Raw genomic sequence first — 23299 nt, forward strand, 5'->3', positions numbered from 1 at the left:
GGGCCGCTGTTCCGGCCCTGCGCCGTTAAAGGCGATCAGCCCTTCTTGAGGTGCCGGCGCCCGAGCAGTTCGGCGATCTGCACCGCGTTCAGCGCCGCGCCCTTGCGCAGGTTGTCCGAGACGCACCACAGCGCGATGCCGTTCTCGACCGTGATGTCTTCGCGCACGCGCGAAACATAGGTCGCATAGTCGCCCACGCATTCGACCGGGGTGACGTATCCGCCGTTCTCGCGCTTGTCGACGAGCATCACGCCCGGCGCCTCGCGCAGGATGTCCTGCGCCTCGGTCGCGGTGATCTCGTTCTCGAACTCGATGTTGAGCGCTTCGGAGTGACCGACGAAAACTGGCACGCGTACGCAAGTGGCGGTCAGCTTGATCTTCGGGTCGAGGATCTTCTTGGTCTCGGCGACCATCTTCCACTCTTCCTTGGTGTAGCCATCATCCAGGAAGACGTCGATGTGCGGGATCACGTTGAAGGCGATCTGCTTGGTGAACTTCTTGGGCTCGACCTGATCGCCGACGAAGATCGCGCGGCTCTGCTCGAACAGCTCGTCCATGCCTTCCTTGCCCGCGCCGGAAACCGACTGGTAAGTCGCCACGACCACGCGCTTGATCTTCGCCTTGTCGTGGAGCGGCTTGAGCGCCACGACCATCTGCGCGGTCGAGCAGTTGGGGTTGGCGATGATGTTCTTCGCCTTGTAGCCGTCGATCGCCTCCGGGTTCACTTCCGGCACGATCAGCGGCACGTCCGGGTCCATGCGGTAGAGCGACGAGTTGTCGATCACCACGCAGCCCTGCGAAGCGGCCTTGGGAGCATAGGTCTGGGTCGGGCCCGAACCGGCGGCGAACAGGGCCATGTCCCAGCCGGTGAAGTCGAAATGCTCGATGTTCTGGACCTTGAGCATCTTGCCGGTTTCGCCGAACTCGATCTCGGTGCCCGTGGACCGGGGGGAAGCGACGGCAGCGATCTCGTCGATCGGGAAGCTGCGCTCGGCGAGGATGTTGAGCATCTCGCGGCCGACATTGCCGGTCGCACCGACGACTACTACGCGGTAACCCATTGTCTTGCTCCTGTGCGCCATGGCCCGTGATGCCGGGCGGGCGCTTCAATCAGATCGTGATGGATAAGGAAAAGGGCGCCCCGGCCTGTGCCAGGGCGCCCTTTACGGTGTTTGGTCCGTATCTGGCGGGGGACTTTGTCCCTTCCCTGCTCAGCCCTCGGCGCGGGTGTCGCGACGTTCGGCAATACGAGCGCGTTTGCCGGTGCGGCCGCGCAGGTAGTAGAGCTTCGCACGACGCACCACACCGCGGCGAACCACGGTAATGCTGTCGATGTTGGGCGAGTAGAGCGGGAACACGCGCTCCACGCCTTCGCCGAACGAGATCTTGCGCACGGTGAAGTTGGAGTTGAAGCCACGGTTCGAGCGCGCGATGCACACGCCTTCGTAGGCCTGCACGCGGGTGCGCTCGCCTTCGATCACCTTCACGCCGACGCGGATGGTGTCGCCCGGGCGGAATTCCGGAATGTCCTTGCCGGCCTTGGCAATTTCCTCGGCCTCGATCTGCTGGATCAGGTTCACTGGTCCTCAGTCCTTCGTTTCGCGCTGCGCGCCAGAGGCAGACTGGACCCGAACGCCCTCATGGCGTTCCCAAAGATCCGGCCTGCGTAACCGTGTATCGACCTCGGACTGGCGCTTGCGCCATTCCGCGATCTTCGCATGATCCCCCGATCGCAGCACTTCAGGGATCGTGCGCCCTTCCCACTCAGCGGGTCGGGTATAGTGGGGATATTCGAGCAAGCCGTTCTCGAACGACTCCTCGGTCCCACTGGAAGCCGCGCCCATTACGCCGGGAAGCAAGCGAATGCAAGCATCAAGCAGCATGATCGCCGCCGGTTCGCCGCCGGAAAGCACGATGTCGCCCACCGACACCTCTTCCACGGCCCGCCCGTCGAAAATCCGCTCGTCAAACCCCTCGAACCGCCCGCACAGCACGATCACCCCCGGCCCCTCGGCCAGCGCGCGAACGCGCTCCTGGGAAAGCGGCTTGCCGCGCGGCGTCATGGCAATCACCGGCGCCTCGGGATTGAGCGCAAGGGCATGGTCGATGGCCTTGGCCAGCACGTCGACCCTGAGCACCATCCCCGCCCCGCCGCCGGCCGGCGTGTCATCGACCGTCCGATGCTTGTCGATCGCGAAGTCGCGGATCTGAACGGCGTCCAGATCCCACTTCCCCTCCTCCCGCGCCCGCCCTGCAAGGGACAGGCCCAGCGGCCCGGGAAACATCTCGGGATAGAGGGTCAGGACTGTGGCATGGAAGGTCATTGATCCGCGTAGGCCGCTTCGACCAGGATCGTCTCGCCCCACTCGGGCACAGCCTCGGACCGCATCGGCACCATGAAGGTTTTGCCCGGCTTGCCATCCACGTCCGGCCGCCGGATTTCCAGCACGTCGCCCGCGCCGTAGTTTTCGACCGCGATGCAGGTGCCGAGCAGATGGCCCGCAGTGCTGATGCACTCCAACCCGATCAGGTCGGCGTGATAGTATTCGCCCTCGGCCAGCGGCGGCAGCGAGGAGCGCGGCACGGTCAGCAGGGTCCCGCGCAAGGCTTCGGCGGCATTACGATCCGTCACCTCGGCGAAGCGGACCACGGCGCCGCCCTTGCCGTCTTCACGCAGCTTCAGAACAGTCAGCCGCGAATCGTTGAAGGCGCGGAAGGCCTTCAGGGCCTCCACGCCTTCACCGAACAGCTTGAGACGGACCTCGCCCGTCACCCCGTGCGCGCCGGCAATGGCGGCGAGGGTGACAGGCTTGTCCGACCCGGAAGCAGCCAAGGCGCTCAGCCCTCGGCCTGCTCTTCGGCAGCAGCTTCTTCAGCAGCCGGAGCTTCCTCAGCGGCCGGAGCCGGAGCGGCAGCGGCCTCGGCGGCTTCGCGCGCGGCCTCTTCGGCCTCACGGATCTTCTCGGCCTTCTCCTCGGCGCGGTCCTTGGCCTTCTTGCCCGGCTCACCCTTGCTCGGGTTCACGGTAGCGGCGCGTTCCTTGATCCCGGCCTTGTCGAGCATGCGGGCAACGCGGTCGGTAGGCTGGGCGCCAACGCCGATCCAGTAACGCACGCGGTCTTCGACCAGACGCACGCGGTTGGCATCGTCCTTGGCGAGGAGCGGGTTGTAGGTGCCGACCTGCTCCAGGTACTTGCCGTCACGCGGAGCGCGCGAGTTGGCGACGACGATCTTGTAATAGGGGCGCTTCTTCGAACCGCCACGCGACAGACGCAGGGAAACCGACATGTGAACTACCTTTCCTAGAATTCTGAAACTGAACTAAAAATCACTTACGCTTGAGCAGGTCGCCAAGATTGAAGGGCATATTGCCCATGCCCGGCATCCCGGGGAGTCCCGCCCCGCCGGCACCGCCGCCCAGCCCCTGGGCGCCAAGACCCGGCATGGCGCCGTCGAGGCCGCCCTTGCCAAACATGGCGGCCAGGCCCTTGAGCCCGCCCATCTTCTTGATCTGCTTCATCGCCCGTTCCATCTCCTGATGCATCTTCAGGAGCTTGTTGACGTCCTGCACCTGGGTGCCGGAGCCATTGGCGATGCGAATCTTGCGCTTGGCGTTGAGCAATTCGGGCCGTGAGCGTTCCTTGGGCGTCATCGAACCGATGATCGCATCCATCCGCAGCAGCACCCGGTCATCCATGCCCGATTGCTGCATCGCGGCCTTGGCCTTCTTCATGCCGGGCATCATCCCGGCCAGAGCGCCAAGCCCGCCCATGTTCTGCATCTGCCTGAGCTGCATGCGCAGGTCGTTCATGTCGAACTGACCCTTGGCCATGCGCTGGGCCAGCTTTTCGGCGTCCTCCGCCTGAATCGTCGCGGCGGCCTTCTCGACGATCGAGACGATGTCGCCCATGCCGAGGATGCGGCCGGCGACGCGCCCGGGATGGAACGGCTCGATCGCGTCCATCTTTTCGCCGGTGCCGGCGAACTTGATCGGCTTGCCGGTGACCGCACGCATGGAAAGCGCCGCGCCGCCGCGGGCATCGCCGTCCATCCGGGTGAGGATCACGCCGGTCAGGTCAACCTGACTGCCGAACGACTGGGCGACGTTGACCGCGTCCTGGCCGGTCAGCGAATCGACGACCAGCAGGGTTTCCTTGGGGTTCGAGATGGCGGCCACGGCCTTCATCTCGTCCATCAGCTGCTGGTCGACGTGGAGACGGCCCGCGGTATCGAGCAGCAGGACGTCGACCGCCTGAAGCTTCGCGGCATTCAGCGCGCGAGTCGCGATTTCGACCGGCTGCTGGCCCACGATGATCGGCAGGGTGGCGACGCCGACCTGCTCGCCCAGCACCTTGAGCTGGTCTTGTGCGGCCGGACGGTTGACGTCGAGCGACGCCATCATCGCCTTTTTGCCGTGCTTTTCGCGGAGCAACTTGGCGAGCTTGGCGGTCGTCGTGGTCTTGCCCGAACCCTGCAGGCCGACCATCATGATCACGACCGGCGGCGCGGCAACCAGGTCAAGCCCGACGGTCTCTTCCCCGCCCAGCATATCGACCAGCGCGTCGTTGACGATCTTGACGACCTGCTGGCCCGGCGTGACCGAACGCAGGACCGACTGGCCGACCGCCTTTTCCGTCACTTCGTCGATGAAGCGGCGCACCACGGGCAGGGCCACGTCGGCCTCGAGCAGCGCGATCCGCACCTCGCGCATCGCGTCGACGACGTCCTGCTCCTTGAGCGCACCGCGCCCACGGAGCTTGTCGAACACGCCGCCGAGGCGATCGGACAAGGTGTCGAACATGTGTCGCCTGCTCCAAATCCGGCCCGTGCGGACCAAAACGCCAAAAACGCCGGCAGACGAAACCTCGTCAGCCAGCGATCACTCAATGCCATCAAGCGAAAAACGCCGGCGGACGAAACCTCGTCAGCCAGCGTATCGCTCTTTGGCGAAAACCCGGTGAATGGTGGAGCCTAGCGGGATCGAACCGCTGACCTCCTGCATGCCATGCAGGCGCTCTCCCAGCTGAGCTAAGGCCCCATTTCCATTCATCAACCGAACCATCTGGGGGATGTTTCGGCCCCGGCTTGCCGCCGGGAGCGCCCCTCTAGGAGGACACTTCCGGCTTGGCAATACCTATTTTTCAATTTTCGTCGGTGTCGCCATCCTCGTCGATGCCGACACCCAGATCGTCGTCGCCGCCAAGGTCGACGTCGTTGTCCGGGCTGTCGCCATCCTCGTCGATGTCCAGATCCTCGTCCGCCAGATCGACGTCCGCAACCTCGGGCTTCTTCTGGATTTCCTCATAGGGAATCGGCTGCTTCGACTTGAGCACCGGCTCGGGCTGCCAGGCATAGCCGCACTCGATGCAGGTGACGGGATCGTCCTTGCCCAGATCGTAGAAACGGGTGCCGCACTTCGGGCAGCCGTGCTTGGCGCCCCACTCAGGCTTGACCATTGCAATTCCTCAGTACTGGACCGCAGGTGGAAGCGGCCCGTGAAAATTCGTCTGCGTTGATGGGTAACCCCGGCGCCGAAATCAAGCGCAAGCCTCTCAACAGGGCGGGCGCCTTGCCATAGGCCGCGCCCGCTGTCAAAAGCCGCGCGATTTCCCTGCCCTTCAGCTGCAAAGAGCCCCCTTCGTGAGCCATTCCGACCCCGCCGCCGCCCGCCCCCGCCGCTTTCGGCCGATGGGCGCGCTCAGCGGCAAGATTCGCGTGCCGGGCGACAAGTCGATCAGCCACCGCTCGATCATGCTCGGCGCGCTGGCCGTGGGCGAAACAAAGGTCACGGGCCTGCTGGAGGGCGAGGACGTGCTCTCCACCGCCGCCGCGATGCGCGCCATGGGAGCGACCATCACCCGCTCGGACAGCGGCGAATGGTCGATCCACGGCGTCGGCGTGGGCGGCCTGCTCCAGCCGCAGCAGGCGCTCGACATGGGCAATTCCGGCACTTCCACCCGCCTGCTGATGGGCCTCGTCGCCAGCCACGCCATCACCGCGACCTTTGTCGGCGATGCCTCGCTCTCGAAGCGGCCGATGGGCCGCGTGATCGATCCGCTCTCCTTGATGGGGGCTGAGTTCACCCCGTCGCCTGGCGGCCGACTGCCCCTCACCATGCGCGGCGCCTTCCCGGCCGTGCCGATTTCCTACCGCCTGCCGGTCGCCTCGGCCCAGGTGAAGAGCGCGGTCCTTCTCGCCGGGCTCAACACCCCCGGCATCACCACGGTGATCGAACCGATCCCGACGCGCGACCATTCGGAACGCATGCTCAAGGGCTTCGGCGCCGAACTTGAAGTCGAGATCGAAGCGGATGGCACCCGCGTGATTCGCCTGCGGGGCGAGGCCGAGTTCCGCCCACAGACCATCGTCGTGCCGGGCGATCCCTCGTCGGCGGCCTTCTTCGTGGTCGCCGCGCTGATCGTGCCGGGCTCCGAGCTCATTATCGAGAACGTCGGCCTCAACCCCACCCGCGCCGCCCTGTTCGGTGTGCTGCGCCAGATGGGCGGCCAGATCGAGGAGCTCGACCGCCGTGAGGTCGGCGGCGAGCCGGTGGCCGACCTGCGCGTCCGTCACTCGGCGCTCAAGGGCATTGCGGTGGACCCGGCTGTGGTGCCGTCCATGGTGGACGAATTCCCGGTCCTGTTCGTCGCCGCCGCGCTGGCCGAGGGCCGCACGGTCACCACCGGGCTCGAGGAACTGCGGGTCAAGGAATCCGACCGTATCACGGTCATGCGCGTGGCACTTGAACTGGCCGGTGCCCGCGTCACCGAGACCGAGGACGGCCTGATCATCGACGGCACGGGCGGCGATCCGCTCGCCGGCACGCCGGAGGGCGCCGAAGTCGCGACTCACCTCGACCACCGCATTGCCATGTCGATGGCTGTCGCCGGCCTTGCCAGCCGCAGCGGCGTCGCGATCGACGATACCCGCCCGATCGCCACCTCGTTCCCGGTGTTCGAGAGCCTGCTTGAAACGGCGAGCACCGCCGCCGCATGAGCCTGCTTTCCGACCTCGACCGGCAGGCCCTTTCGCGTTGCTACGATCTCGCGCTCAAGTCCTATGAAGAGGGCGGCCTGCCGATCGGTTCGGTCCTGACCCGCGGCAGCGCGATCCTCGCAGAAGGGCACAACCGCCGGGTCCAGCAGGGCAATCCGATCCTCCACGGCGAGATGGACGCGCTTCAGGCAGCCGGCCGGCAGAAAAGCTACGCCGACGTCACGCTCTACACCTCGCTCAGCCCCTGCATGATGTGCGCGGGCACGATCGTCCAGTTCGGCATCCCGCGCGTGGTGATCGCCGACGCCACCAGCTTCGGCGGCAACGAGCAGTTCCTGCGCGACCGCGGGATAGAGGTCATCGTCGCGGAAGACCCGCGCTGCCTCGCCCTGATGCAGCGCCTCTTCGCCGAGCGCCCGGCCCTGTGGAACGAGGATATTGCCGAGGACCATTGCTCTGGAGCCGGGGCATGACCGGCAGCAGCCTGATCATCGCTGTCGACGGCCCCACCGCCTCGGGCAAGGGCACCATCGCCAAGGGCCTCGCCGCGCATTACGGCCTGCCTCACCTCGACACCGGGCTGCTCTATCGCGCGGTCGGCCGCCAGTGCCAGTTGAACGGCGGAGACCCGGACAATCCGGGCGACGCGCTGGCCGCCTGCGCCTTTGCCGACGACCTCCTCGCCGATCCCGCCCTGCGCTCGGAAGAAACCGGCGGCCTCGCCAGCCGCGTCTCGATCCACCCCGAAGTGCGCCGCGTGCTCTTTGACCGCCAGCGTGCCTTCGCCACCCAGCCCGGCGGCGCCGTGCTTGACGGGCGCGACATCGGCACGGTCATCGCGCCCGAGGCTCAGGCCAAGCTGTTCATCACCGCCTCGGTCGCCGCCCGCGCCGGCCGCCGCTTCCTCGAGATGCGCTCGCGCGGTCTGCCCGTCACCCTCGACGCGATCGAGGCCGATCTTGCGCTGCGCGACGAACGCGACCGCACCCGCGCCGCAGCGCCCCTCGTCGCGGCGAGCGACGCCATGGTCCTCAACAATTCCGAACTATCCCCCGAAGCCTCGATCGCAGCCGCGATCCGCCTGATCGAGCGGCGCCGGCGTTAACCGAAATCGCGCAAGGGGCGGGCTAGAAGCCGGGCGATGCAGGCGCCCCGCACCGAAACGGCCACCTTTTCCGCCAGTTTTCGCGGCGCGCTGCTTGCCGTTCTGGCGCTGGTCTTCGCCGTGATCTCGATCCGCGCCGCGCTTGGTCGCAGCGCGTGGTACGACGAATACTATACCTTCTACGTCTCTCGCCCCGCCCAGCCGTTCGGCGCGTTCTGGGCCTCGGCGATGCGCGACAATCACCCGCCGCTTTACTACCTCCTCGCCCGGGCAGCGACCTGGCTGGGCGAGACGATCCCGCCGCGCCGCCTCGTCAACCTGGCCTTTGCCGCACTCGCGGCGCTGGCCCTGTGGCGGATCGGCCGGCGCCGCCCCGCGCTGAAGCCGGTCCTCTTCGCCTATGCGGTGGGGCTGGCCGGAGCCTCGCCAGTGATCGTGCGGATGGCCGAGTTGCGCTCCAACTTCCTCGCCTATGCACTGGGGGCGGTCACCGTTGCCGCGCTCGCAGCCTTTGCCGTCCCGCACGAGCGCATGAGCCGCAGGGCCACGGTCGCCCTCGCCGCTACGCTGGCCCTGTCCTTTACGGTTCACCTTGCCGCCACGGTGATTCTCGCTGCAGTGGCTGCCTCCTTCGGACTGCGCCTTATCCTTGCGCGAGACTGGCCCGGCACGGCGCGCCTCGCTCTCGTCGGCCTCGTTGCCGCCCTGCCCTTCGCCCTGTGCATGGCGGCGCAATTTGGCACGATCTCCGGCAACACCCGCAGCTTCTGGATCCCCGGCGGCTTCACCGTGGCACGCTGGACGATCGAGATGGAACTGATCGCCGGGGTCAAGGCCAACCCGGTGTTGACCGTGGCGGGCCTTGCCGGCCTCGTGCTCACCGGCTGGCGTGATCTCGCCTCTCGCCGCCTGTCGCCCGGGCTCTCGCTTGCGCTGACCTTGGGCGCGGGCCTTGCGCTTGCCATCGCTGCGCTGGTCGCCATCCACCTCGAACGCCCATTCGTGATCGCGCGCTACCTGATCTGCCTGCATCCGGTGGTCCTGATGATCCTCGCACTCGGCGTCGCCACGTTGGCCGAATCGCTTGGCCGCCTCGTCCACGCGGCGCTTGACTGTGCACTGGTGATTGCCGCCCTCGTTTCGCTGCAGGGCCAGCTCCAGCGCACCCTCGCCCTGCCCGGCTGGGACACCAGCGCCGCCGCCATCGACAGCGATGTCCGCGCCTGCCCCGCCACGGCGGTCCATGCCGCGCTAGACTGGAATCGGGCCGTGCTCGACCTCCCCCCGGCCGAAAACCGCGCCGTCGTGCCCTTTGCCTACGACTTCGTCGCCGCACGCCACGGTTTCGCTCTGGAGCCGCCAGCCTCGCGCCGGATGGCCAGTGGCTGCCCCACGCTGTTCTGGGCCGAACACGTGCCCGGTTCCCTGCCTGACACCGCCACCATCGCCGCGCGGCTGCGCCAGCTCGGCTATCCTGTGAGCCACGGCGAACTGGCCCGGCAGGGCGACGGCTGGATCTTCACCGCCCGTTGACGATCCGCACCCGGCGAACTTGCCGAAAGCCCGCCATTTTCCTTGCATTTGCCCGTTCGCGAGCCTAAGCGCCCCCGGTCCCGAAAGCCGATTCTTTGGCTCGAGGGATGCCGTGGGCAGCATCCGGCTCCCTCGGCGGTTCGGCCCTTTTTGGCCCGCCACGGCATGGTGCCAAGGCGGAGGAAAGACCGGCGGACAAAACCGCTTGGCCGGAAACATCGGTAAGGAAACACACATGGCCACTACGGCTAACCCGACCCGCGACGATTTCGCGGCTCTCCTTGACGAATCGCTCGGCGGCGCCGCCAGCGGCGGCTTTGAAGGCCGCGTCGTCAAGGGCACTGTCACCGCCATTGAAAACGACAAGGCCGTCATCGACGTGGGCCTGAAGAGCGAGGGCCGCGTTGCCCTGCGCGAATTCGCCATGGCCGGCCAGCCGCACGGCCTCTCGGTCGGCGACGAAGTCGAAGTCTACGTCGACCGCGTCGAGAACGCTGACGGCGAAGCCATGCTCAGCCGCGACCGCGCCCGCCGCGAAGCCGCCTGGGACAAGCTCGAGAACGAATTCGGCGAAGGCAAGCGCGTCGAAGGCGTGATCTTCGGCCGCGTGAAGGGCGGCTTCACCGTCGACCTCGACGGCGCCGTGGCCTTCCTCCCCGGCTCGCAGGTCGATATCCGCCCGGTCCGCGACGTGACCCCGCTGATGGATATCCCGCAGCCGTTCCAGATCCTCAAGATGGACCGCCGCCGCGGCAACATCGTCGTCTCACGCCGCGCGGTGCTGGAAGAAACCCGCGCCGAACAGCGCTCGGGCCTGATCCAGAACCTCGCCGAAGGCCAGATCATCGACGGCGTCGTCAAGAACATCACCGACTACGGTGCGTTCGTGGACCTCGGCGGCATCGACGGCCTGCTCCATGTCACCGACATGAGCTACAAGCGCGTCAACCACCCGTCGGAAGTGATCTCGATCGGCGACACCGTTCGCGTCCAGATCGTCCGCATCAACCAGGACACGCAGCGCATCAGCCTCGGCATGAAGCAGCTGGAAAGCGATCCGTGGGATGGCGTTGCCGCCAAGTACCCGGTTGGCGCCAAGCTGCGCGGCACCGTGACCAACATCACCGAATACGGCGCCTTCGTTGAACTCGAACCGGGCATCGAAGGCCTGGTCCACGTCAGCGAAATGAGCTGGACCAAGAAGAACGTCCACCCGGGCAAGATCGTCTCGACCTCGCAGGAAGTCGACGTGATGGTGCTCGAAGTCGACAGCGACAAGCGCCGCATCAGCCTCGGCCTCAAGCAGGCCCAGCAGAACCCCTGGGAAGCCTTCGCCGAGAAGCACCCGGTCGGTTCGGTCGTGGAAGGCGAAGTCAAGAACGCCACCGAGTTCGGCCTGTTCATCGGCCTCGACGGCGACGTCGACGGCATGGTCCACATGTCGGACATCGCCTGGGGCATCTCGGGCGAGGACGCGCTGGCCCTGCACCGCAAGGGCGAGCAGGTCTCGGCCGTCGTGCTCGACGTCGACGTCGACAAGGAGCGCATCAGCCTCGGCATGAAGCAGCTTGAAAAGGGCGCCCCGGCTGCCGGCGGCACCTCGGCCAGCTCGGCCGGCTCGCTGCGCCGCGGCGAAACCGTCACCGTCACGGTCCTCGAAGTCCGCGATGGCGGTCTCGAAGTCCAGGCCGGCGAAGACGGCGCGACCGGCTTCATCAAGCGTTCGGACCTCGGCCGCGACCGCGACGAGCAGCGTCCGGACCGCTTCCAGGTCGGCCAGAAGATCGACGCCATGGTCACCGGCTTCGATCGTTCGAAGAAGCCGAACTTCTCGATCAAGGCTCGTCAGCTGGCCGAAGAGAAGGAAGCCGTGGAACAGTACGGTTCGTCGGATGCCGGCGCTTCGCTGGGCGACATCCTCGGCGCCGCACTGAAGGCGAAGCAGTAAGCTTCACCTTTCGGCCAAGGCCGCAGGACAAGGCCCGCCCGGTCAACCGACCGGGCGGGCTTTTCCTTTTCCGGCACCGGGCCTAGAACGTGCCCGAGAGGAAGGCACACCGATGCTCGAAGTCCACCAGTTCCCTTGCCTGTCAGACAATTACGGTTACCTGCTGCACGATCCCGTCAGCGGCGAGACCGCCTGCATCGATACGCCCGACGCCGAGGCCTACCTGCGCGAGGCAGCACACAAAGGCTGGCAGATCACCCAGATCTGGAACACCCACTGGCACCATGATCACGCCGGCGGCAACGAGGCGATCAAGGCCGCCACCGGCTGCACGGTGATCGCTCCGGCCGCCGAAGCTGACAAGATCGCCGCGATCGACCGCGTCGTGCGCCACGGCGACGCGGTCGCGCTCGGGGCATGGGAAGCCGATGTGATCGACGTCGGCGGCCATACCATGGGCCACATCGCCTATCATGTGCCCGAGGCGGCCATGGCCTTCGTGGGCGACAGCATTTTCGCACTCGGCTGCGGCCGGATGTTCGAGGGCACGGCCGAACAGTTCTGGGCCAGCCTGTGCCGGATCAAGGCCCTTCCGCTCGACACAATGCTCTATTGCGCGCACGAATATACCGCCTCGAACGCCAAGTTCGCGCTGCACGCCGATCCCGACAACACCGCCCTGGCCTCCTATGCCGCCGACGTGTTCCAGCGCCGCGAACGCGGCAAGTGGACCGTGCCGACCACCGTGGCGCGGGAAATCAAGACCAACCCGTTCCTGCGAGCCGACGATCCGGCGATTCGCGCCCGCTGGGGCGGCGGCGATGCCGTCCACACTTTTGCCGCCCTGCGCGAAGCCAAGAACACCTTCGGCTGAGCCTGTCCAATCGGGCGGGGTTTCCTTCCTCGGCAATCCGCCCTAGCATTGCGACCGGTCGCACGTTTGACCCATCAGGGGCACAAGGAGGAAAGGCATGGCTGTGATCCGCACGATCGTGTGGGTGGTGTTGCTCATCGCCCTCCTGCTGTTCTCGCTGAACAACTGGACGACGGTGACGGTGAAGATCTGGGAGGATCTCGTCTGGGAAACCCGCCTTCCCGCACTGGTGATCATCTCGTTCCTGCTCGGCCTCGTGCCGATGTGGGTTCTGCGCGCAACCGGCCGCTGGCGGATGCAGCGGCGGATCAACGCGCTTGAAGCCGCGTCCCGCCAGCCTTCCGCGGCACTGACCTCGACCCAGCTCGATGCCGCCCCGGCGTCAGAGCCTGCCAGCGACTGAACGAAAAGACCCGATGAATCCGATCTATCTCGCTCTCGATCTTCCCCGCCTCGATGCTGCGGTGGCCCTCGCCCAGAAGGTGAAGGGTCATGTCGGCGGCCTCAAGCTCGGCCTCGAATTCTTCTGCGCTCACGGCCACCACGGGGTGCATGAAGTGGCGAAGGTCGGCCTGCCGATCTTCCTCGACCTCAAGCTGCACGACATTCCCAACACCGTGGCGGGAGCCATGCAGTCGATCCACGTCCTCGAACCGGCAATCGTCACGATCCACGCCGCGGGCGGCCGGGCGATGATGGAAGATGCCAAGGCGGCGGCGGGCGAGAACTGTAAGGTCGTTGCGGTTACCGTGCTGACCAGTCTCGACGGCAGTGACCTGTCGGCCACCGGTATCGGCAGCTCGGCTCATGATCAGGTCCTCCGGCTGACCGACCTTGCCGCCGAAGCCGGGCTCGACGGGATCGTCTGCTCGGGCCACGAAGTGGCCCAGGTCCACAAGCGCTGGAAGAACGGCTACTTCGTCGTCCCCGGCCTGCGCCCCGCCGAAGCCTCGCCCAATGGAATTGGGGGGGGTGACCAGAAGCGCACCATGACCCCGCGCGCCGCGCGCGATGCCGGGGCCAGCGTGCTGGTGATCGGCCGCCCGATCAGCCGCGCCGAAGACCCGGTCGCCGCCGCCCGCGCCATCGAAGGCACGCTTTGAGCCAAGTGCTGTTTCGCCGGGCCGCGGTGCGGGACCTGCCCGCGCTGCGCGATCTGGTCGAAGGCACTTACCGGGGCGAGCGCGCCCGCGCCGGCTGGACTCACGAGGCCGATCTCCTCTCGGGCGAACGCACGTCCGATGTCGAACTCGCCGCCGTCCTCGCCAACCCGGCCCAGGCAATGCTCGTCGCCGAACAGGACGGCGCGGTCATCGGCACCGTCACCATCACCCGCGCCGCGCCGGGGAAGGCCTATCTCGGCATGCTCTCTGTCGCGCCGCAGCGACAGGCCGGCGGTCTCGGCCGCGCCCTGATCGCAGCGGCGGAGGGCGAGGCCGTGCGCTGCTTCGGCTCAAACGTCATGGAAATGACCGTGATCGACCGCCGCGCCGAACTCATCGCCTGGTACGAACGCCGCGGCTATCGCCGCACCGGCGAGACCCGGCCCTTCCCCTATGTGCCGGCCGCGCCGGCCGACTTCGCAATGGTCGTGCTGGAACGGGCGCTGACCTGAACGGTTCACGGGCTGTGCGGTTCAGCGCGGCGCAAGGGCCCGGCGCGCATTCAGGGGGCCGACAGAACGGGAGCTGGATACGATGAACCGCAAATGCCTTCCCCTCGCGGCGCCGCTTGCCGCCGCCTTGGCCGCGCTTGCCCTGCCTGCCTCCGCTTCGGCCCAGCAGGTCACTCCGGTGCTCGGCGCGAACGGGACCCTGCTCTCGGTCTCTGCCGAGGGCCGCGCCGCCCGCGCGCCGGACCTCGCCACTTTCAACGCCGGGGTGGTCAGCCAGGGCAAGACCGCATCCGAGGCCCTCACCGCCAATTCCGCCGCCATGACCCGGGTCATCGCCGCGCTCAAGCGCGCCGGGATCGCCGACCGTGACATCCAGACCAGCAACCTTTCGCTCAGCCCCATCTACCAGCCGCAGCGCAGCCTGCCCGACGGCACGATCGACCCGCCCCAGCCGCGCATCACCGGCTACCAGACCAATAACCAGGTTTCGGTCCGTCAGCGCAATCTGGCCGACTATGGCAAGGTGATCGACACGCTCGTCAGCGCCGGCGCCAACCAGGTCAACGGCCCCGCCTTCGAGGTGGAGCAGCCGGACGCCGCGCTCGACGAAGCCCGCGTTTCGGCCATGGCCAAGGCCCGCGCCCGCGCCGAACTCTACGCCAAGGCGGCGGGCCTGCGCGTCGCGCGCATCCTCTCGATCAGCGAGAACGGCGGCTGGGCGCCCCCGCCCCAGCCAGTGATGTACCGCATGGCCGCAATGGAGGCCGCCGCCCCGTCCGCGCCCGTACAGTCAGGCGAGTTACAGCTCAACATGACGGTCTCGGTCCAGTTCGAGCTGCTCCCGCAATAAGGTTCCGCTCTCGACCGAGCCGACAAATCGGCCAGCGTCATTCCGATTCAAATTGAACCGGAATGACCCTGGATATTCTGTGTCGATCGCAATTTCCGAGTCGCCGGATGTTTCCATCCGGCTCGAAATCACTCTAAGGGCAGATCGCATGTCCGGCCCCAGGATCAAGATCTGCGGCATATCCACTGCCGAATCGCTCAGCGCGATCATCGCCGCGCGGGCGGACTATTGCGGCTTCGTGTTCTTTCCCCGCTCCCCGCGCCACGTCTCTCTGGAGCAGGTTGCCGCGCTGGCCGACCGGGCGGAGGGCCGCATCGCCCGGGTCGGCCTGTTCGTCGATGCCGATGACCTCGTGCTGGAACAGGCCGTCGCCGCCGCCCGGCTCGACGCGCTGCAGCTTCACGGCGACGAAAGCCCCGAGCGGGCGGCCGAACTGCGGGCCCGCTTTGTCCTGCCGGTGTGGAAGGCGATACCCGTCGCCGCGCCTGGCGATGTCGAACGTGCCGAGCGTTATCGCGGCGCGGTCGACCTCGTGCTGTTCGATGCCAAGACCCCGAAGGGCGCGCTGCCCGGCGGAATGGGCCTGTCGTTCGACTGGTCGCTGCTTTCCGCCTGGAAGGACCGCGCGCCGTGGGGCCTCGCCGGCGGCCTCAATCCCAGCAACGTGGCCGAGGCGGCGGCGCTTACCCGCGCCCCGCTGGTCGACACCTCGTCGGGCGTTGAAAGCGCGCCCGGGGTGAAGGACGAGGCCCTGATCGCCGCCTTCTGCGCCGCCGCGCGCGCATAGAAAAAGGGCGGCCCGTTGCCGGACCGCCCCTTTCCCTGTTCGTGATCGGCGATCAGAACTTGACGCCGACGCCCGCCATCACCGCGTCCGCGTCAGCGTTGCGGTCAGCGAAGTAGTGGCGGTATTCGGCCTTGCCGTAGAGCATCGGGCCGAGCGGGAGTTCCGCACCGACGCCGGCGTGCCAATGGCCGTCGCACACGTCGCAGAACTCGGTGGTGTAACCGCCGGCAGCATAGACCTTGGTGGTGGCCAGATGGGTGCCGAGCCGGCCGGTGAAGCCCCAACCCACCTTAGTGTTCGACGTCAGGATCTTGTCGGCCGACACTTCCACGCCGCTGAACAGAGCGGGGCCGAGGTCGAAGTCGTAACCACCGGCAATGCCGGTGATGGCTTCGCTGTCACCGCCGCCCCAGATCACGCCAGCGCGCGCTTCGGCGCGGGTCTCATTGGCGAGAGCGGGGGTCGCAGCGGCGCCGAAAGCGGCGACGGCGAGCAGCGGAAGGACAAACTTGCGCATGATACACTCCTGTAAACGCGTTCCTCATTGGGGCGGGGGGGCCGCCCGGGAACAGGGGCGGGTTAGGCCGCGAAAACTGTCAGGTCGATGAACGGAATCAGGTGTTTAACGCGGTAACCACATCAATGTGATATAAATGCAACATGCGTGTTACAATTCTGCACAGAGCCTGAACGCCGCGCGAATCTGGACAATCCGCGAGCCATCTGCCAAGCGCCGGGGCATGACTGCAACGAGCCCCAACAGCTTCCGCACCCAGCCTGACGAGCGCGGCCACTTCGGTCAGTTCGGCGGCCGCTATGTCGCGGAAACGCTGATGCCGCTGATCCTCGATCTCGAGAAGGAATACCGTGCGGCCAAGGCCGACCCGGCGTTCAAGGCCGAGTTCGACGACCTGATGGAGCATTATGTCGGCCGCCCGAGCCCGCTCTACTTCGCGCCGCGGCTGACCGAGCATTTCCGCGCCCTCGCCCCGGCCGGGAAAGGCCCGAAGATCTACTTCAAGCGCGAGGAACTGAACCACACCGGCGCGCACAAGATCAACAACTGCATCGGCCAGATCCTGCTCGCGATCCGCATGGGCAAGACCCGGATTATCGCCGAAACCGGCGCGGGCCAGCATGGGGTTGCCACGGCCACGGTCTGCGCGCGCTTCGGCCTGCCTTGCGTGATCTACATGGGCGCGCTCGACGTGGAGCGGCAGAAGCCCAACGTGTTCCGGATGAAGCTGCTGGGGGCCGAGGTCGTCCCGGTGGAATCGGGCGCCAGGACGCTGAAGGACGCGATGAACGACGCGCTGCGCGACTGGGTCGCCAATGTCCACGACACGTTCTACATCATTGGCACGGCCGCCGGCCCGCACCCCTATCCGGAGCTGGTGCGCGATTTCCAGTCGGTGATCGGCACCGAGACCCGCGCCCAGATCCTCAAGGCCGAAGGGCGCCTGCCCGACCTGCTGATCGCCGCGGTCGGCGGCGGCTCGAATGCCATCGGCCTGTTCCACCCCTTCCTCGACGATGCCGAAGTGGCGATGATCGGGGTCGAGGCAGCCGGCTACGGGATCGACAGCGGCCAGCACGCGGCCAGCCTGACCGGCGGGAAGCCCGGCATCCTCCACGGCAACAAGACCTACCTGTTGCAGGACGAGGACGGCCAGATCACCGAGGCCCACTCGATCAGCGCCGGGCTGGACTATCCGGGGATCGGCCCCGAACACTCCTGGCTGCACGAGATCAAGCGTGTCCGCTATGTTCCGGTGACAGATAGCGAGGCGCTCGAGGCCTTCCAGCTCTGTTGCCAGCTCGAAGGGATCATCCCCGCGCTGGAAAGCGCCCACGCGCTCGCCGCCCTCCCGTTGGCCACAAGCGAGCTGGACGAGGACAAGATCATCGTCGTCAACGTCTCGGGCCGGGGTGACAAGGACATCTTCACCGTCGCACAGCACCTGGGGTTCGAGCTGTGAGCCGCATCGCCAAGGCCTTCGCCAAGGGCCGCCCAGCCCTCGTCACCTTCGTCACCGGCGGTGATCCTGAGCCCGGCGCCACGGCCGCGATTCTCGACGCCCTCGTCGAAGGCGGGGCCGACGTGATTGAGCTGGGCATGCCCTTCACCGATCCGATGGCCGATGGCCCGGCGATCCAGGCCGCCAACCTGCGCTCGCTCGGCGCGGGTACGAAGACGGCCGACATCTTCGCCATTGCCGCTGCATTCCGCGCGCGCCATGCGGAAGTGCCGTTGGTCCTGATGGGCTATGCCAACCCGATGACCGTGCGCGGCCCCGAATGGTTCGCAGCAGAGTGCGCCAGGGCCGGGGTCGACGGGGTGATCTGCGTCGATATCCCCTCCGAAGAAGACGGCGAGCTTGGCCCGGCCCTGCGCGCTGCCGGTGTGGACCTGATCCGCCTCGCCACGCCGACAACTGACGACGCGCGCCTGCCCGCCGTTCTCGCCGGCTCGGGCGGTTTCCTCTACTATGTCTCGGTTGCCGGGATCACCGGCAAACAGCAGGCTGCGCTCGCCTCGATCGAGCAGGCCGTCGCCCGCCTCAAGGCCGGGACCGACCTGCCCGTCGCCGTCGGTTTTGGCGTGCGCACGCCCGAGCAGGCCGCCGCCATTGCCGCCCATGCCGATGGCGTGGTTGTCGGCTCAGCCCTTGTCGATCTCGTCGCGCAGCATGGCACCGAAGCTGCTGGCCCGGTGAAGGAACTCACCGCAGCCCTCTCGCAAGCCATCCGCGAATCCCGTAAGGCCCCCGCATGAGCTGGATCACCCGCGTTCGTTCGTCGCTGTCGAGCCTCAAGAAGCGCGACACGCCCGACAATCTCTGGATCAAGTGCCCTTCGTGCAGCGAAATGCTGTTCACGAAGGAGTATGAGGACAACCTGTTCGTCTGCCCGCGCTGCGAGCATCACGGCCGGGTCAGGACCGATGCACGCTTCGGCCAGCTGCTCGATCCCGGCTACAAGGTCCTGCCGACGCCGAGGGTCAAGGAAGACCCGCTCAAGTTCCGCGATTCGAAGAAGTACCCGGACCGGATGAAGGCGGCCCGCGCCGCCAATCCGCACCCCGATGCGCTGACCAATGCGCGTGGCGCGATTTCCGGCCACAAGGTCGTGCTCGGCGTGCAGGACTTCGCCTTCATGGGCGGCTCGATGGGCATGGCCGTGGGCGCCGCCTTCGTTGCCGGAGCCGAGGCCGCGATCAAGGACAAGGTGCCCTATGTGATCTGCACCGCCGCCGGCGGCGCGCGGATGCAGGAGGGCATCCTCAGCCTGATGCAGATGCCCAAGGCCACGGTGGCAATCCGCCGCCTGAACCGCGCCGGGCTGCCCTATATCGTGGTGCTGACCGACCCGACCACCGGCGGCGTCACCGCAAGCTACGCCATGCTGGGCGACGTCCAGATCGCCGAGCCGGGCTGTCTGATCGGCTTTGCCGGGCAGCGCGTGATCCAGGACACGATCCGCGAAAAGCTGCCGGAGGGCTTCCAGCGCGCGGAGTATCTTCACGCGCATGGCATGGTCGACATGGTCGTCCACCGCCGCGACCTGAAGGCCACTTTGGCCCAGGTCCTGGACTATCTTTACCCCGCCAAGGCGGCCTGACCGGACCCGCAAAAGTGCGCGATTTCGCGACTTCCGACGATCCGGCGGTCCAGCGCGAGCTGGACCGCCTGGCCGCCCTGTCGCTGCCCGAAGGGCGCTTCGGGCTTGAGACGATCCGCGAACTGCTGGCGCGCCTCGGCAATCCGCAGGACCATCTGCCCCCGGTGTTCCATGTCGCCGGGACCAACGGCAAGGGCTCGACCTGCACTTTCCTGCGCGCCATGCTCGAGGCGCAAGGGCTCTGCATCCACACTGCAACCAAGCCGCATCTGGTCCGCTACAACGAGCGGATCCGGATCGCGGGCGAACTGGTTTCGGACGGCGAACTGGCAAGCCTGCTCAAGGAAGTGCTCGACGCCGGATCGGACCTTGAACCTTCGTTCTTCGAGGTCACGACAGCGGCTCTGTTCCTCGCCTTCTCCCGCCATCCGGCCGATGCCTGCGTGATCGAGGTCGGCCTCGGCGGGCGGCTCGATGCCACCAATGTCATTCCTGAACCCGCCGCCTGCGGCGTGGCCACGCTGGGCATCGATCACGAGGCCTTCCTGCTTCGCCCCGAAGAAGGGGTGCCGGAAGACCCGCTGACCCGCATCGCCTTCGAGAAGGCCAGCATCGCGCGGCCCGGTGCGCCGCTGGTCACCCAGTCCTATCCGCAATCGGCGACCGACGAGGTGGCGCGGGTGGCGGCGGCGCATGGCGCACAGCTGATCCGGCGCGAGCGCGACTGGTGGGCCGAGCGGCGCGGCGGCGCGCTGCATTACCGCGACCGTTCCGGCGAGCTCACCCTGCCGCTGCCCAGCCTGCCCGGCGCGCATCAGGCGGATAATGCGGCGCTGGCCGTCGCCATGTTGCGGCACCAGTCGCGCGTCGTGGTGTCGCCCGAGGCCATGGCCGAGGGCATCCGCAAGGCGCGCTGGCCCGCGCGCCTGCAATTGTTGGGTGAAGGCCCGTTGACTGCGCTGGTGCCGGGCCGCGACGTCTGGCTCGACGGCGGGCACAACCCGGACGCGGGCCTCGCGCTGGGCCGCCATTTCGCGGACCATGCCCCGCTGCATCTCGTCATCGGGATGCTGGCCAACAAGGACCCCGGCGCGATCCTGCGCCCGCTCGCCGGCAAGCTCGCTAGCCTTTCAGTCGTCCCCGCTCCCGGCCACGAGGCGCACCGCCCGGCAGACTTCGCCCCGTTCAGCGACCTGCAGGTGCGATCCTTTGCCACGGTGCCCGAGGCGCTCGCCGCCCTGCCGCCGCAGGGCGACGTGCTGATCGCCGGTTCGCTCTATCTCGCGGGCGAAGTGCTCAGGCTGAACGCCGAACTTCCCGACTGACCCGCATCCATTCGAGCAGGACGAAGACCACCGCGACCAGCCCGGCCGCGGCGGTCCAGCGGAACACCGTGGCATAGCCGTAGCTATCGAACGCCTCGCCCGCGATCCCGCGCCCCAATGATCCGATCAGGAAGGTCAGCGAGGACAGCAGGGCATATTGCACGGCCGTATAGCTCTTGGAGACGATGCCCGAGAGATAGGCGACGAAGGCCGCGCCCGCGACGCCGGTCGAGACGTTCTCGAAGCTGATCGCCAGCAGCAGGCGGATCATCCGCTCGTCGAACCCGAACACGCCGAACAGGGCCTTGAGGCCGATCAGGCTGCCCACCGCGTCGATATGCGGGGCGCCCTCGGCAAGGTCGGCATAGACGAAATTGCCGAGGATCGGCAGCACGGCGCCGATCAGGATCGTCGGCATGCGGCCTGCCCGCGCGAACAGGAACCCGCCGAGGCTGATCCCCAGCATGGTCATGAAAATGCCGAACACCTTGGAGGCGAAGGCCACTTCGTCCTTCGAGTATTTCAGGAAATCGAGGTAAAACGGAAAGGCGAAGCTCGACCAGATATTGTAGCAGAGCGTGTAGCTGAGGATCATCCCGATCACGATCAGCACGCCCCAGCCCAGCCGCGCCGACAGTTCGGCCAGCGGCGAGACCAGCGCGACGTAAAGGTGATTGGCCACGGTCCTTCCCGCGGAATGATGCTCGTCCGGCGCGGTCAGCACCACCTTGCCGTGAGCGCGCATCCAGTTGGTCAGCGCTGCGGTCACCAAGGGCACGCCCACCGTGGCGAGGATGATCCACGGCCCGTAATGCTTGGTGAAATCGGCAACCGAGGGCAGCGGCGCATCGGGGCTGGCCGGTGCCAGCATCCCGACCATGAAGGTTGCGATCGTGCCGATCGCCCAGGCCCAGGCGAGGCCGACCACGGCCAGCGCGGTCGTCCGCGCCGCCGGGGACAGCGCGCCGGGCTCGGCCAGTTGCTGGTGCAGCTTGGCGCTTTCCGGGCGCGGCGTATCGGGCGCGCGCAGGGTGATCAGCGCGATCACCACGATCACGGCGCCCATCACCAGATAGACCGAGGACCAGCTCATCCGCGCCGCCAGCACCAGCGCCAGCGCCCCGCCGACGATCGAGGCTATGCGGTATCCGAACTGGTAGATCGCGCTGAGCAGTTCGACCGGAGTGGTCTCGTCGGCCACGTCGATCCGCCAGGCATCGACCGCGACGTCCTGCGTGGCCGAGGCCAGCGCGGCCAGGAAGGCGAACAGGGCAAAGGTGCCGATGGCCGTGGCGGGATCGGTAACGGCAAGGCCCGCAAAGCCGAGGACCATCACCACCTGGCACAGCAAGATCCAGCTCTTGCGCCGCCCGAGCCGCTCCAGCCCCGGCAGCGGCAGCCGGTCCACCAGGGGCGACCAGAGGAACTTGAACGAATAGGACAGGCCGATCCACGACAGCACGCCGATCGTCGCCAGCTTGACCCCCACTTCGCCCAGCCACGCATTCAGAGTGCCGATCAGCAGCGCATAGGGCAGGCCCGAGGAGAAGCCGAAGGCCAGCATGGTCGCCGACTTGCGCGACTGCAGCGCGATGCGCAGCAGCTTGAGCCCCTTGGGCCGGGGCGCCGGTGCGGGTGCCGGAGCGGCGGTGGTGGCCATGAATTCTCCCTTCGTCTGTGCCGCCAAGGTAGCCGACTTGGCCATCAAGGCCAGAGCGCTTTTTGACGCTTGCCCCCCACCCGGCTAAGGCCCGGGGCATATGACCGACTCCCCCGAAAATCCGCGCGCCGGTGAGCGCATTGCCAAGCTGCTTGCCCGGGCCGGCATCGCCAGCCGCCGGGAGATCGAGCGGATGATCGCCGAGGGCCGCGTCAAGCTGGATGGCGCGGTGCTGGAAACCCCGGCCACCGTGCTCACCTCGCTGCGCGGGGTGACGGTGGACGACGTTCCGGTGAGCGCGCCCGAGGCGGCGCGGGTCTTCCTGTTTCACAAGCCTTCGGGGCTGATCACGGCCGAGCGCGATCCCGCCGGGCGGCCGACGATCTACACCGCCTTGCGCAATGCCCTGCCCAAGGACGCGCCGCGGGTCATGCCGGTGGGCCGGCTCGACCTCAACACCGAGGGGCTGCTGCTGCTGACCAACGACGGAGCGCTCAAGCGCGCGCTGGAACTGCCGGCCAGCGGGATCCCGCGCACCTATCGCGCCCGCACCTTTGGCGAGATCAGCCAGAAGCAGCTCGAAGACCTGATCGAGGGGGTGGAGATCGACGGCATCCGCTATGGCAAGATCGACGCCAACATGGAGCGCCGCACCGGCCGCAACCAGTGGGTCGAAATGACCCTGACCGAGGGCAAGAACCGCGAAGTGCGCCGGGTGCTGGAATATCTCGGCCTGCAGGTCAGCCGCCTGCTGCGCGTATCCTATGGCCCGTTCCACCTTGGCGACTTGCAGCGCGGCGCGGCCGAGGAAGTGCCCGGCCACAAGATCGACGACCTGCTGCGCCAGCTTGGCGTGGCCGCCCCCACCGATGTCGGCCCGCGCCGCCGCACCCCGCCCGCGGCGAGCCCTGCCGCAGCCAGCCCGGCAGCGCCTGTCCGTGCCGCGCCCGGCCGCCCGGCCCCGATGCGGGCGGGCAGCGCCCCG

General features: G+C 67.4%; 25 protein-coding genes and 1 tRNA gene. 16 read left to right on the forward strand and 10 right to left on the reverse strand.

Annotation, left to right across the window (positions count from 1 at the left end; all coding sequences use genetic code 11):
- Positions 1-35 precede the first annotated feature (35 nt).
- The 8 genes from H7F51_RS17780 to H7F51_RS17815 all read right to left on the reverse strand — a co-directional run bounded on the left by H7F51_RS17780 (position 36) and on the right by H7F51_RS17815 (position 5456).
- Positions 36-1061, reverse strand: coding sequence for an aspartate-semialdehyde dehydrogenase (locus H7F51_RS17780; protein WP_185665670.1), 1026 nt, complete (start codon positions 1059-1061; stop codon positions 36-38).
- A gap of 150 nt (positions 1062-1211) precedes the next feature.
- Positions 1212-1580, reverse strand: a complete 369-nt coding sequence (gene rplS / locus H7F51_RS17785; RefSeq protein ID WP_343061330.1) for a 50S ribosomal protein L19 — start codon at positions 1578-1580, stop codon at positions 1212-1214.
- A gap of 6 nt (positions 1581-1586) precedes the next feature.
- The gene (gene trmD, locus H7F51_RS17790) at positions 1587-2324 is read right to left on the reverse strand and encodes a tRNA (guanosine(37)-N1)-methyltransferase TrmD (RefSeq protein WP_185665671.1); all 738 of its coding nucleotides are present in this window, start codon (positions 2322-2324) and stop codon (positions 1587-1589) included.
- Positions 2321-2833 (reverse strand): ribosome maturation factor RimM, encoded by a 513-nt coding sequence (gene rimM / locus H7F51_RS17795; RefSeq protein ID WP_185665672.1) that lies wholly within the window; start codon positions 2831-2833, stop codon positions 2321-2323. Before rimM ends, trmD begins: the two co-directional genes overlap by 4 nt.
- A 5-nt stretch (positions 2834-2838) precedes the next feature.
- Complete coding sequence (rpsP, locus tag H7F51_RS17800) at positions 2839-3288, reverse strand: 30S ribosomal protein S16 (protein WP_185665673.1); 450 nt, start codon at positions 3286-3288, stop codon at positions 2839-2841.
- Between the two features lie 40 nt (positions 3289-3328).
- A complete protein-coding gene (ffh, locus tag H7F51_RS17805; RefSeq protein WP_185665674.1) occupies positions 3329-4801 on the reverse strand; it encodes a signal recognition particle protein in 1473 nt (490 codons plus the stop codon).
- A gap of 161 nt (positions 4802-4962) precedes the next feature.
- Positions 4963-5038: transfer RNA gene (locus H7F51_RS17810), tRNA-Ala, on the reverse strand.
- 103 nt (positions 5039-5141) lie between these two features.
- A complete protein-coding gene (locus H7F51_RS17815; RefSeq protein WP_185665675.1) occupies positions 5142-5456 on the reverse strand; it encodes an FYDLN acid domain-containing protein in 315 nt (104 codons plus the stop codon).
- A gap of 232 nt (positions 5457-5688) precedes the next feature.
- Between H7F51_RS17815 and aroA the strand changes: the two genes are divergently transcribed.
- The 11 genes from aroA (at position 5689) to H7F51_RS17870 (ending at position 15708) form a co-directional block, all read left to right on the forward strand.
- The gene (aroA, locus tag H7F51_RS17820) at positions 5689-6996 is read left to right on the forward strand and encodes a 3-phosphoshikimate 1-carboxyvinyltransferase (protein ID WP_185665693.1); all 1308 of its coding nucleotides are present in this window, start codon (positions 5689-5691) and stop codon (positions 6994-6996) included.
- Positions 6993-7469, forward strand: coding sequence for a nucleoside deaminase (locus tag H7F51_RS17825; protein WP_185665676.1), 477 nt, complete (start codon positions 6993-6995; stop codon positions 7467-7469). The genes aroA and H7F51_RS17825 overlap by 4 nt, the downstream gene beginning before the upstream one ends.
- A gap of 11 nt (positions 7470-7480) precedes the next feature.
- Positions 7481-8101, forward strand: coding sequence for a (d)CMP kinase (locus tag H7F51_RS17830; RefSeq protein WP_185665694.1), 621 nt, complete (start codon positions 7481-7483; stop codon positions 8099-8101).
- A gap of 36 nt (positions 8102-8137) precedes the next feature.
- Positions 8138-9634: a hypothetical protein gene (locus tag H7F51_RS17835; protein WP_185665677.1), complete on the forward strand. Its 1497-nt coding sequence runs from the start codon at positions 8138-8140 to the stop codon at positions 9632-9634.
- Positions 9635-9869: 235 nt separating this feature from the next.
- The gene (gene rpsA, locus H7F51_RS17840) at positions 9870-11582 is read left to right on the forward strand and encodes a 30S ribosomal protein S1 (protein ID WP_185665678.1); all 1713 of its coding nucleotides are present in this window, start codon (positions 9870-9872) and stop codon (positions 11580-11582) included.
- A gap of 112 nt (positions 11583-11694) precedes the next feature.
- Positions 11695-12456, forward strand: a complete 762-nt coding sequence (gene gloB / locus H7F51_RS17845; RefSeq protein WP_185665679.1) for a hydroxyacylglutathione hydrolase — start codon at positions 11695-11697, stop codon at positions 12454-12456.
- 97 nt (positions 12457-12553) lie between these two features.
- Positions 12554-12859, forward strand: coding sequence for a LapA family protein (locus tag H7F51_RS17850; protein WP_185665680.1), 306 nt, complete (start codon positions 12554-12556; stop codon positions 12857-12859).
- A gap of 13 nt (positions 12860-12872) precedes the next feature.
- Complete coding sequence (gene pyrF, locus H7F51_RS17855; protein WP_185665681.1) at positions 12873-13559, forward strand: orotidine-5'-phosphate decarboxylase; 687 nt, start codon at positions 12873-12875, stop codon at positions 13557-13559.
- Positions 13556-14071, forward strand: coding sequence for a GNAT family N-acetyltransferase (locus H7F51_RS17860; protein WP_185665682.1), 516 nt, complete (start codon positions 13556-13558; stop codon positions 14069-14071). The genes pyrF and H7F51_RS17860 overlap by 4 nt, the downstream gene beginning before the upstream one ends.
- An 82-nt stretch (positions 14072-14153) precedes the next feature.
- Positions 14154-14921, forward strand: a complete 768-nt coding sequence (locus H7F51_RS17865) for an SIMPL domain-containing protein (protein ID WP_185665683.1) — start codon at positions 14154-14156, stop codon at positions 14919-14921.
- Between the two features lie 148 nt (positions 14922-15069).
- Positions 15070-15708 carry a phosphoribosylanthranilate isomerase gene (locus H7F51_RS17870; protein WP_185665684.1) on the forward strand — a complete coding sequence of 213 codons (639 nt, stop codon included), beginning with the start codon at positions 15070-15072 and terminating at the stop codon, positions 15706-15708.
- A 52-nt stretch (positions 15709-15760) separates the two neighbouring features.
- Here the strand turns inward: H7F51_RS17870 and H7F51_RS17875 are convergent, their stop codons facing one another.
- The gene (locus tag H7F51_RS17875; protein ID WP_185665685.1) at positions 15761-16225 is read right to left on the reverse strand and encodes an outer membrane protein; all 465 of its coding nucleotides are present in this window, start codon (positions 16223-16225) and stop codon (positions 15761-15763) included.
- Between the two features lie 223 nt (positions 16226-16448).
- Between H7F51_RS17875 and trpB the strand changes: the two genes are divergently transcribed.
- From trpB to H7F51_RS17895, 4 genes are read left to right on the forward strand one after another with little or no spacing between them, the layout of a single operon-like run.
- Positions 16449-17687 carry a tryptophan synthase subunit beta gene (gene trpB, locus H7F51_RS17880; RefSeq protein WP_185665686.1) on the forward strand — a complete coding sequence of 413 codons (1239 nt, stop codon included), beginning with the start codon at positions 16449-16451 and terminating at the stop codon, positions 17685-17687.
- Positions 17684-18484, forward strand: coding sequence for a tryptophan synthase subunit alpha (gene trpA, locus H7F51_RS17885; protein WP_185665687.1), 801 nt, complete (start codon positions 17684-17686; stop codon positions 18482-18484). The genes trpB and trpA overlap by 4 nt, the downstream gene beginning before the upstream one ends.
- Positions 18481-19329 carry an acetyl-CoA carboxylase, carboxyltransferase subunit beta gene (gene accD / locus H7F51_RS17890; RefSeq protein ID WP_185665688.1) on the forward strand — a complete coding sequence of 283 codons (849 nt, stop codon included), beginning with the start codon at positions 18481-18483 and terminating at the stop codon, positions 19327-19329. The genes trpA and accD overlap by 4 nt, the downstream gene beginning before the upstream one ends.
- A 14-nt stretch (positions 19330-19343) precedes the next feature.
- The gene (locus H7F51_RS17895) at positions 19344-20654 is read left to right on the forward strand and encodes a folylpolyglutamate synthase/dihydrofolate synthase family protein (protein WP_185665689.1); all 1311 of its coding nucleotides are present in this window, start codon (positions 19344-19346) and stop codon (positions 20652-20654) included.
- Here the strand turns inward: H7F51_RS17895 and H7F51_RS17900 are convergent.
- Positions 20626-22314 (reverse strand): AmpG family muropeptide MFS transporter, encoded by a 1689-nt coding sequence (locus H7F51_RS17900; protein ID WP_246448684.1) that lies wholly within the window; start codon positions 22312-22314, stop codon positions 20626-20628. The two genes, H7F51_RS17895 and H7F51_RS17900, sit on opposite strands and share 29 nt — an antisense overlap.
- A gap of 100 nt (positions 22315-22414) precedes the next feature.
- On the opposite strand from H7F51_RS17900, the gene H7F51_RS17905 reads away from it, so the two are divergent.
- On the forward strand, positions 22415-23299 hold an 885-nt coding region (locus tag H7F51_RS17905; RefSeq protein WP_185665690.1), incomplete at its 3' end, for a pseudouridine synthase.

The sequence above is a fragment of the Novosphingobium flavum genome (assembly GCF_014230315.1).
In the GTDB taxonomy this organism is placed as follows: domain Bacteria; phylum Pseudomonadota; class Alphaproteobacteria; order Sphingomonadales; family Sphingomonadaceae; genus Novosphingobium; species Novosphingobium flavum.

What these genes read in the sequence shown, in the direction of transcription:
- H7F51_RS17780 (WP_185665670.1), bottom strand. Translation starts at nt 1,061, where the DNA reads ATGGGTTACCGCGTAGTAGTCGTCGGTGCGACCGGCAATGTCGGCCGC.
- trmD (WP_185665671.1), bottom strand. Translation starts at nt 2,324, where the DNA reads ATGACCTTCCATGCCACAGTCCTGACCCTCTATCCCGAGATGTTTCCC.
- rpsP (WP_185665673.1), bottom strand. Translation starts at nt 3,288, where the DNA reads ATGTCGGTTTCCCTGCGTCTGTCGCGTGGCGGTTCGAAGAAGCGCCCC.
- ffh (WP_185665674.1), bottom strand. Translation starts at nt 4,801, where the DNA reads ATGTTCGACACCTTGTCCGATCGCCTCGGCGGCGTGTTCGACAAGCTC.
- H7F51_RS17815 (WP_185665675.1), bottom strand. Translation starts at nt 5,456, where the DNA reads ATGGTCAAGCCTGAGTGGGGCGCCAAGCACGGCTGCCCGAAGTGCGGC.
- aroA (WP_185665693.1), top strand. Translation starts at nt 5,689, where the DNA reads ATGGGCGCGCTCAGCGGCAAGATTCGCGTGCCGGGCGACAAGTCGATC.
- H7F51_RS17825 (WP_185665676.1), top strand. Translation starts at nt 6,993, where the DNA reads ATGAGCCTGCTTTCCGACCTCGACCGGCAGGCCCTTTCGCGTTGCTAC.
- H7F51_RS17835 (WP_185665677.1), top strand. Translation starts at nt 8,138, where the DNA reads ATGCAGGCGCCCCGCACCGAAACGGCCACCTTTTCCGCCAGTTTTCGC.
- rpsA (WP_185665678.1), top strand. Translation starts at nt 9,870, where the DNA reads ATGGCCACTACGGCTAACCCGACCCGCGACGATTTCGCGGCTCTCCTT.
- gloB (WP_185665679.1), top strand. Translation starts at nt 11,695, where the DNA reads ATGCTCGAAGTCCACCAGTTCCCTTGCCTGTCAGACAATTACGGTTAC.
- H7F51_RS17850 (WP_185665680.1), top strand. Translation starts at nt 12,554, where the DNA reads ATGGCTGTGATCCGCACGATCGTGTGGGTGGTGTTGCTCATCGCCCTC.
- pyrF (WP_185665681.1), top strand. Translation starts at nt 12,873, where the DNA reads ATGAATCCGATCTATCTCGCTCTCGATCTTCCCCGCCTCGATGCTGCG.
- H7F51_RS17865 (WP_185665683.1), top strand. Translation starts at nt 14,154, where the DNA reads ATGAACCGCAAATGCCTTCCCCTCGCGGCGCCGCTTGCCGCCGCCTTG.
- H7F51_RS17870 (WP_185665684.1), top strand. Translation starts at nt 15,070, where the DNA reads ATGTCCGGCCCCAGGATCAAGATCTGCGGCATATCCACTGCCGAATCG.
- H7F51_RS17875 (WP_185665685.1), bottom strand. Translation starts at nt 16,225, where the DNA reads ATGCGCAAGTTTGTCCTTCCGCTGCTCGCCGTCGCCGCTTTCGGCGCC.
- trpB (WP_185665686.1), top strand. Translation starts at nt 16,449, where the DNA reads ATGACTGCAACGAGCCCCAACAGCTTCCGCACCCAGCCTGACGAGCGC.
- accD (WP_185665688.1), top strand. Translation starts at nt 18,481, where the DNA reads ATGAGCTGGATCACCCGCGTTCGTTCGTCGCTGTCGAGCCTCAAGAAG.
- H7F51_RS17900 (WP_246448684.1), bottom strand. Translation starts at nt 22,314, where the DNA reads ATGGCCACCACCGCCGCTCCGGCACCCGCACCGGCGCCCCGGCCCAAG.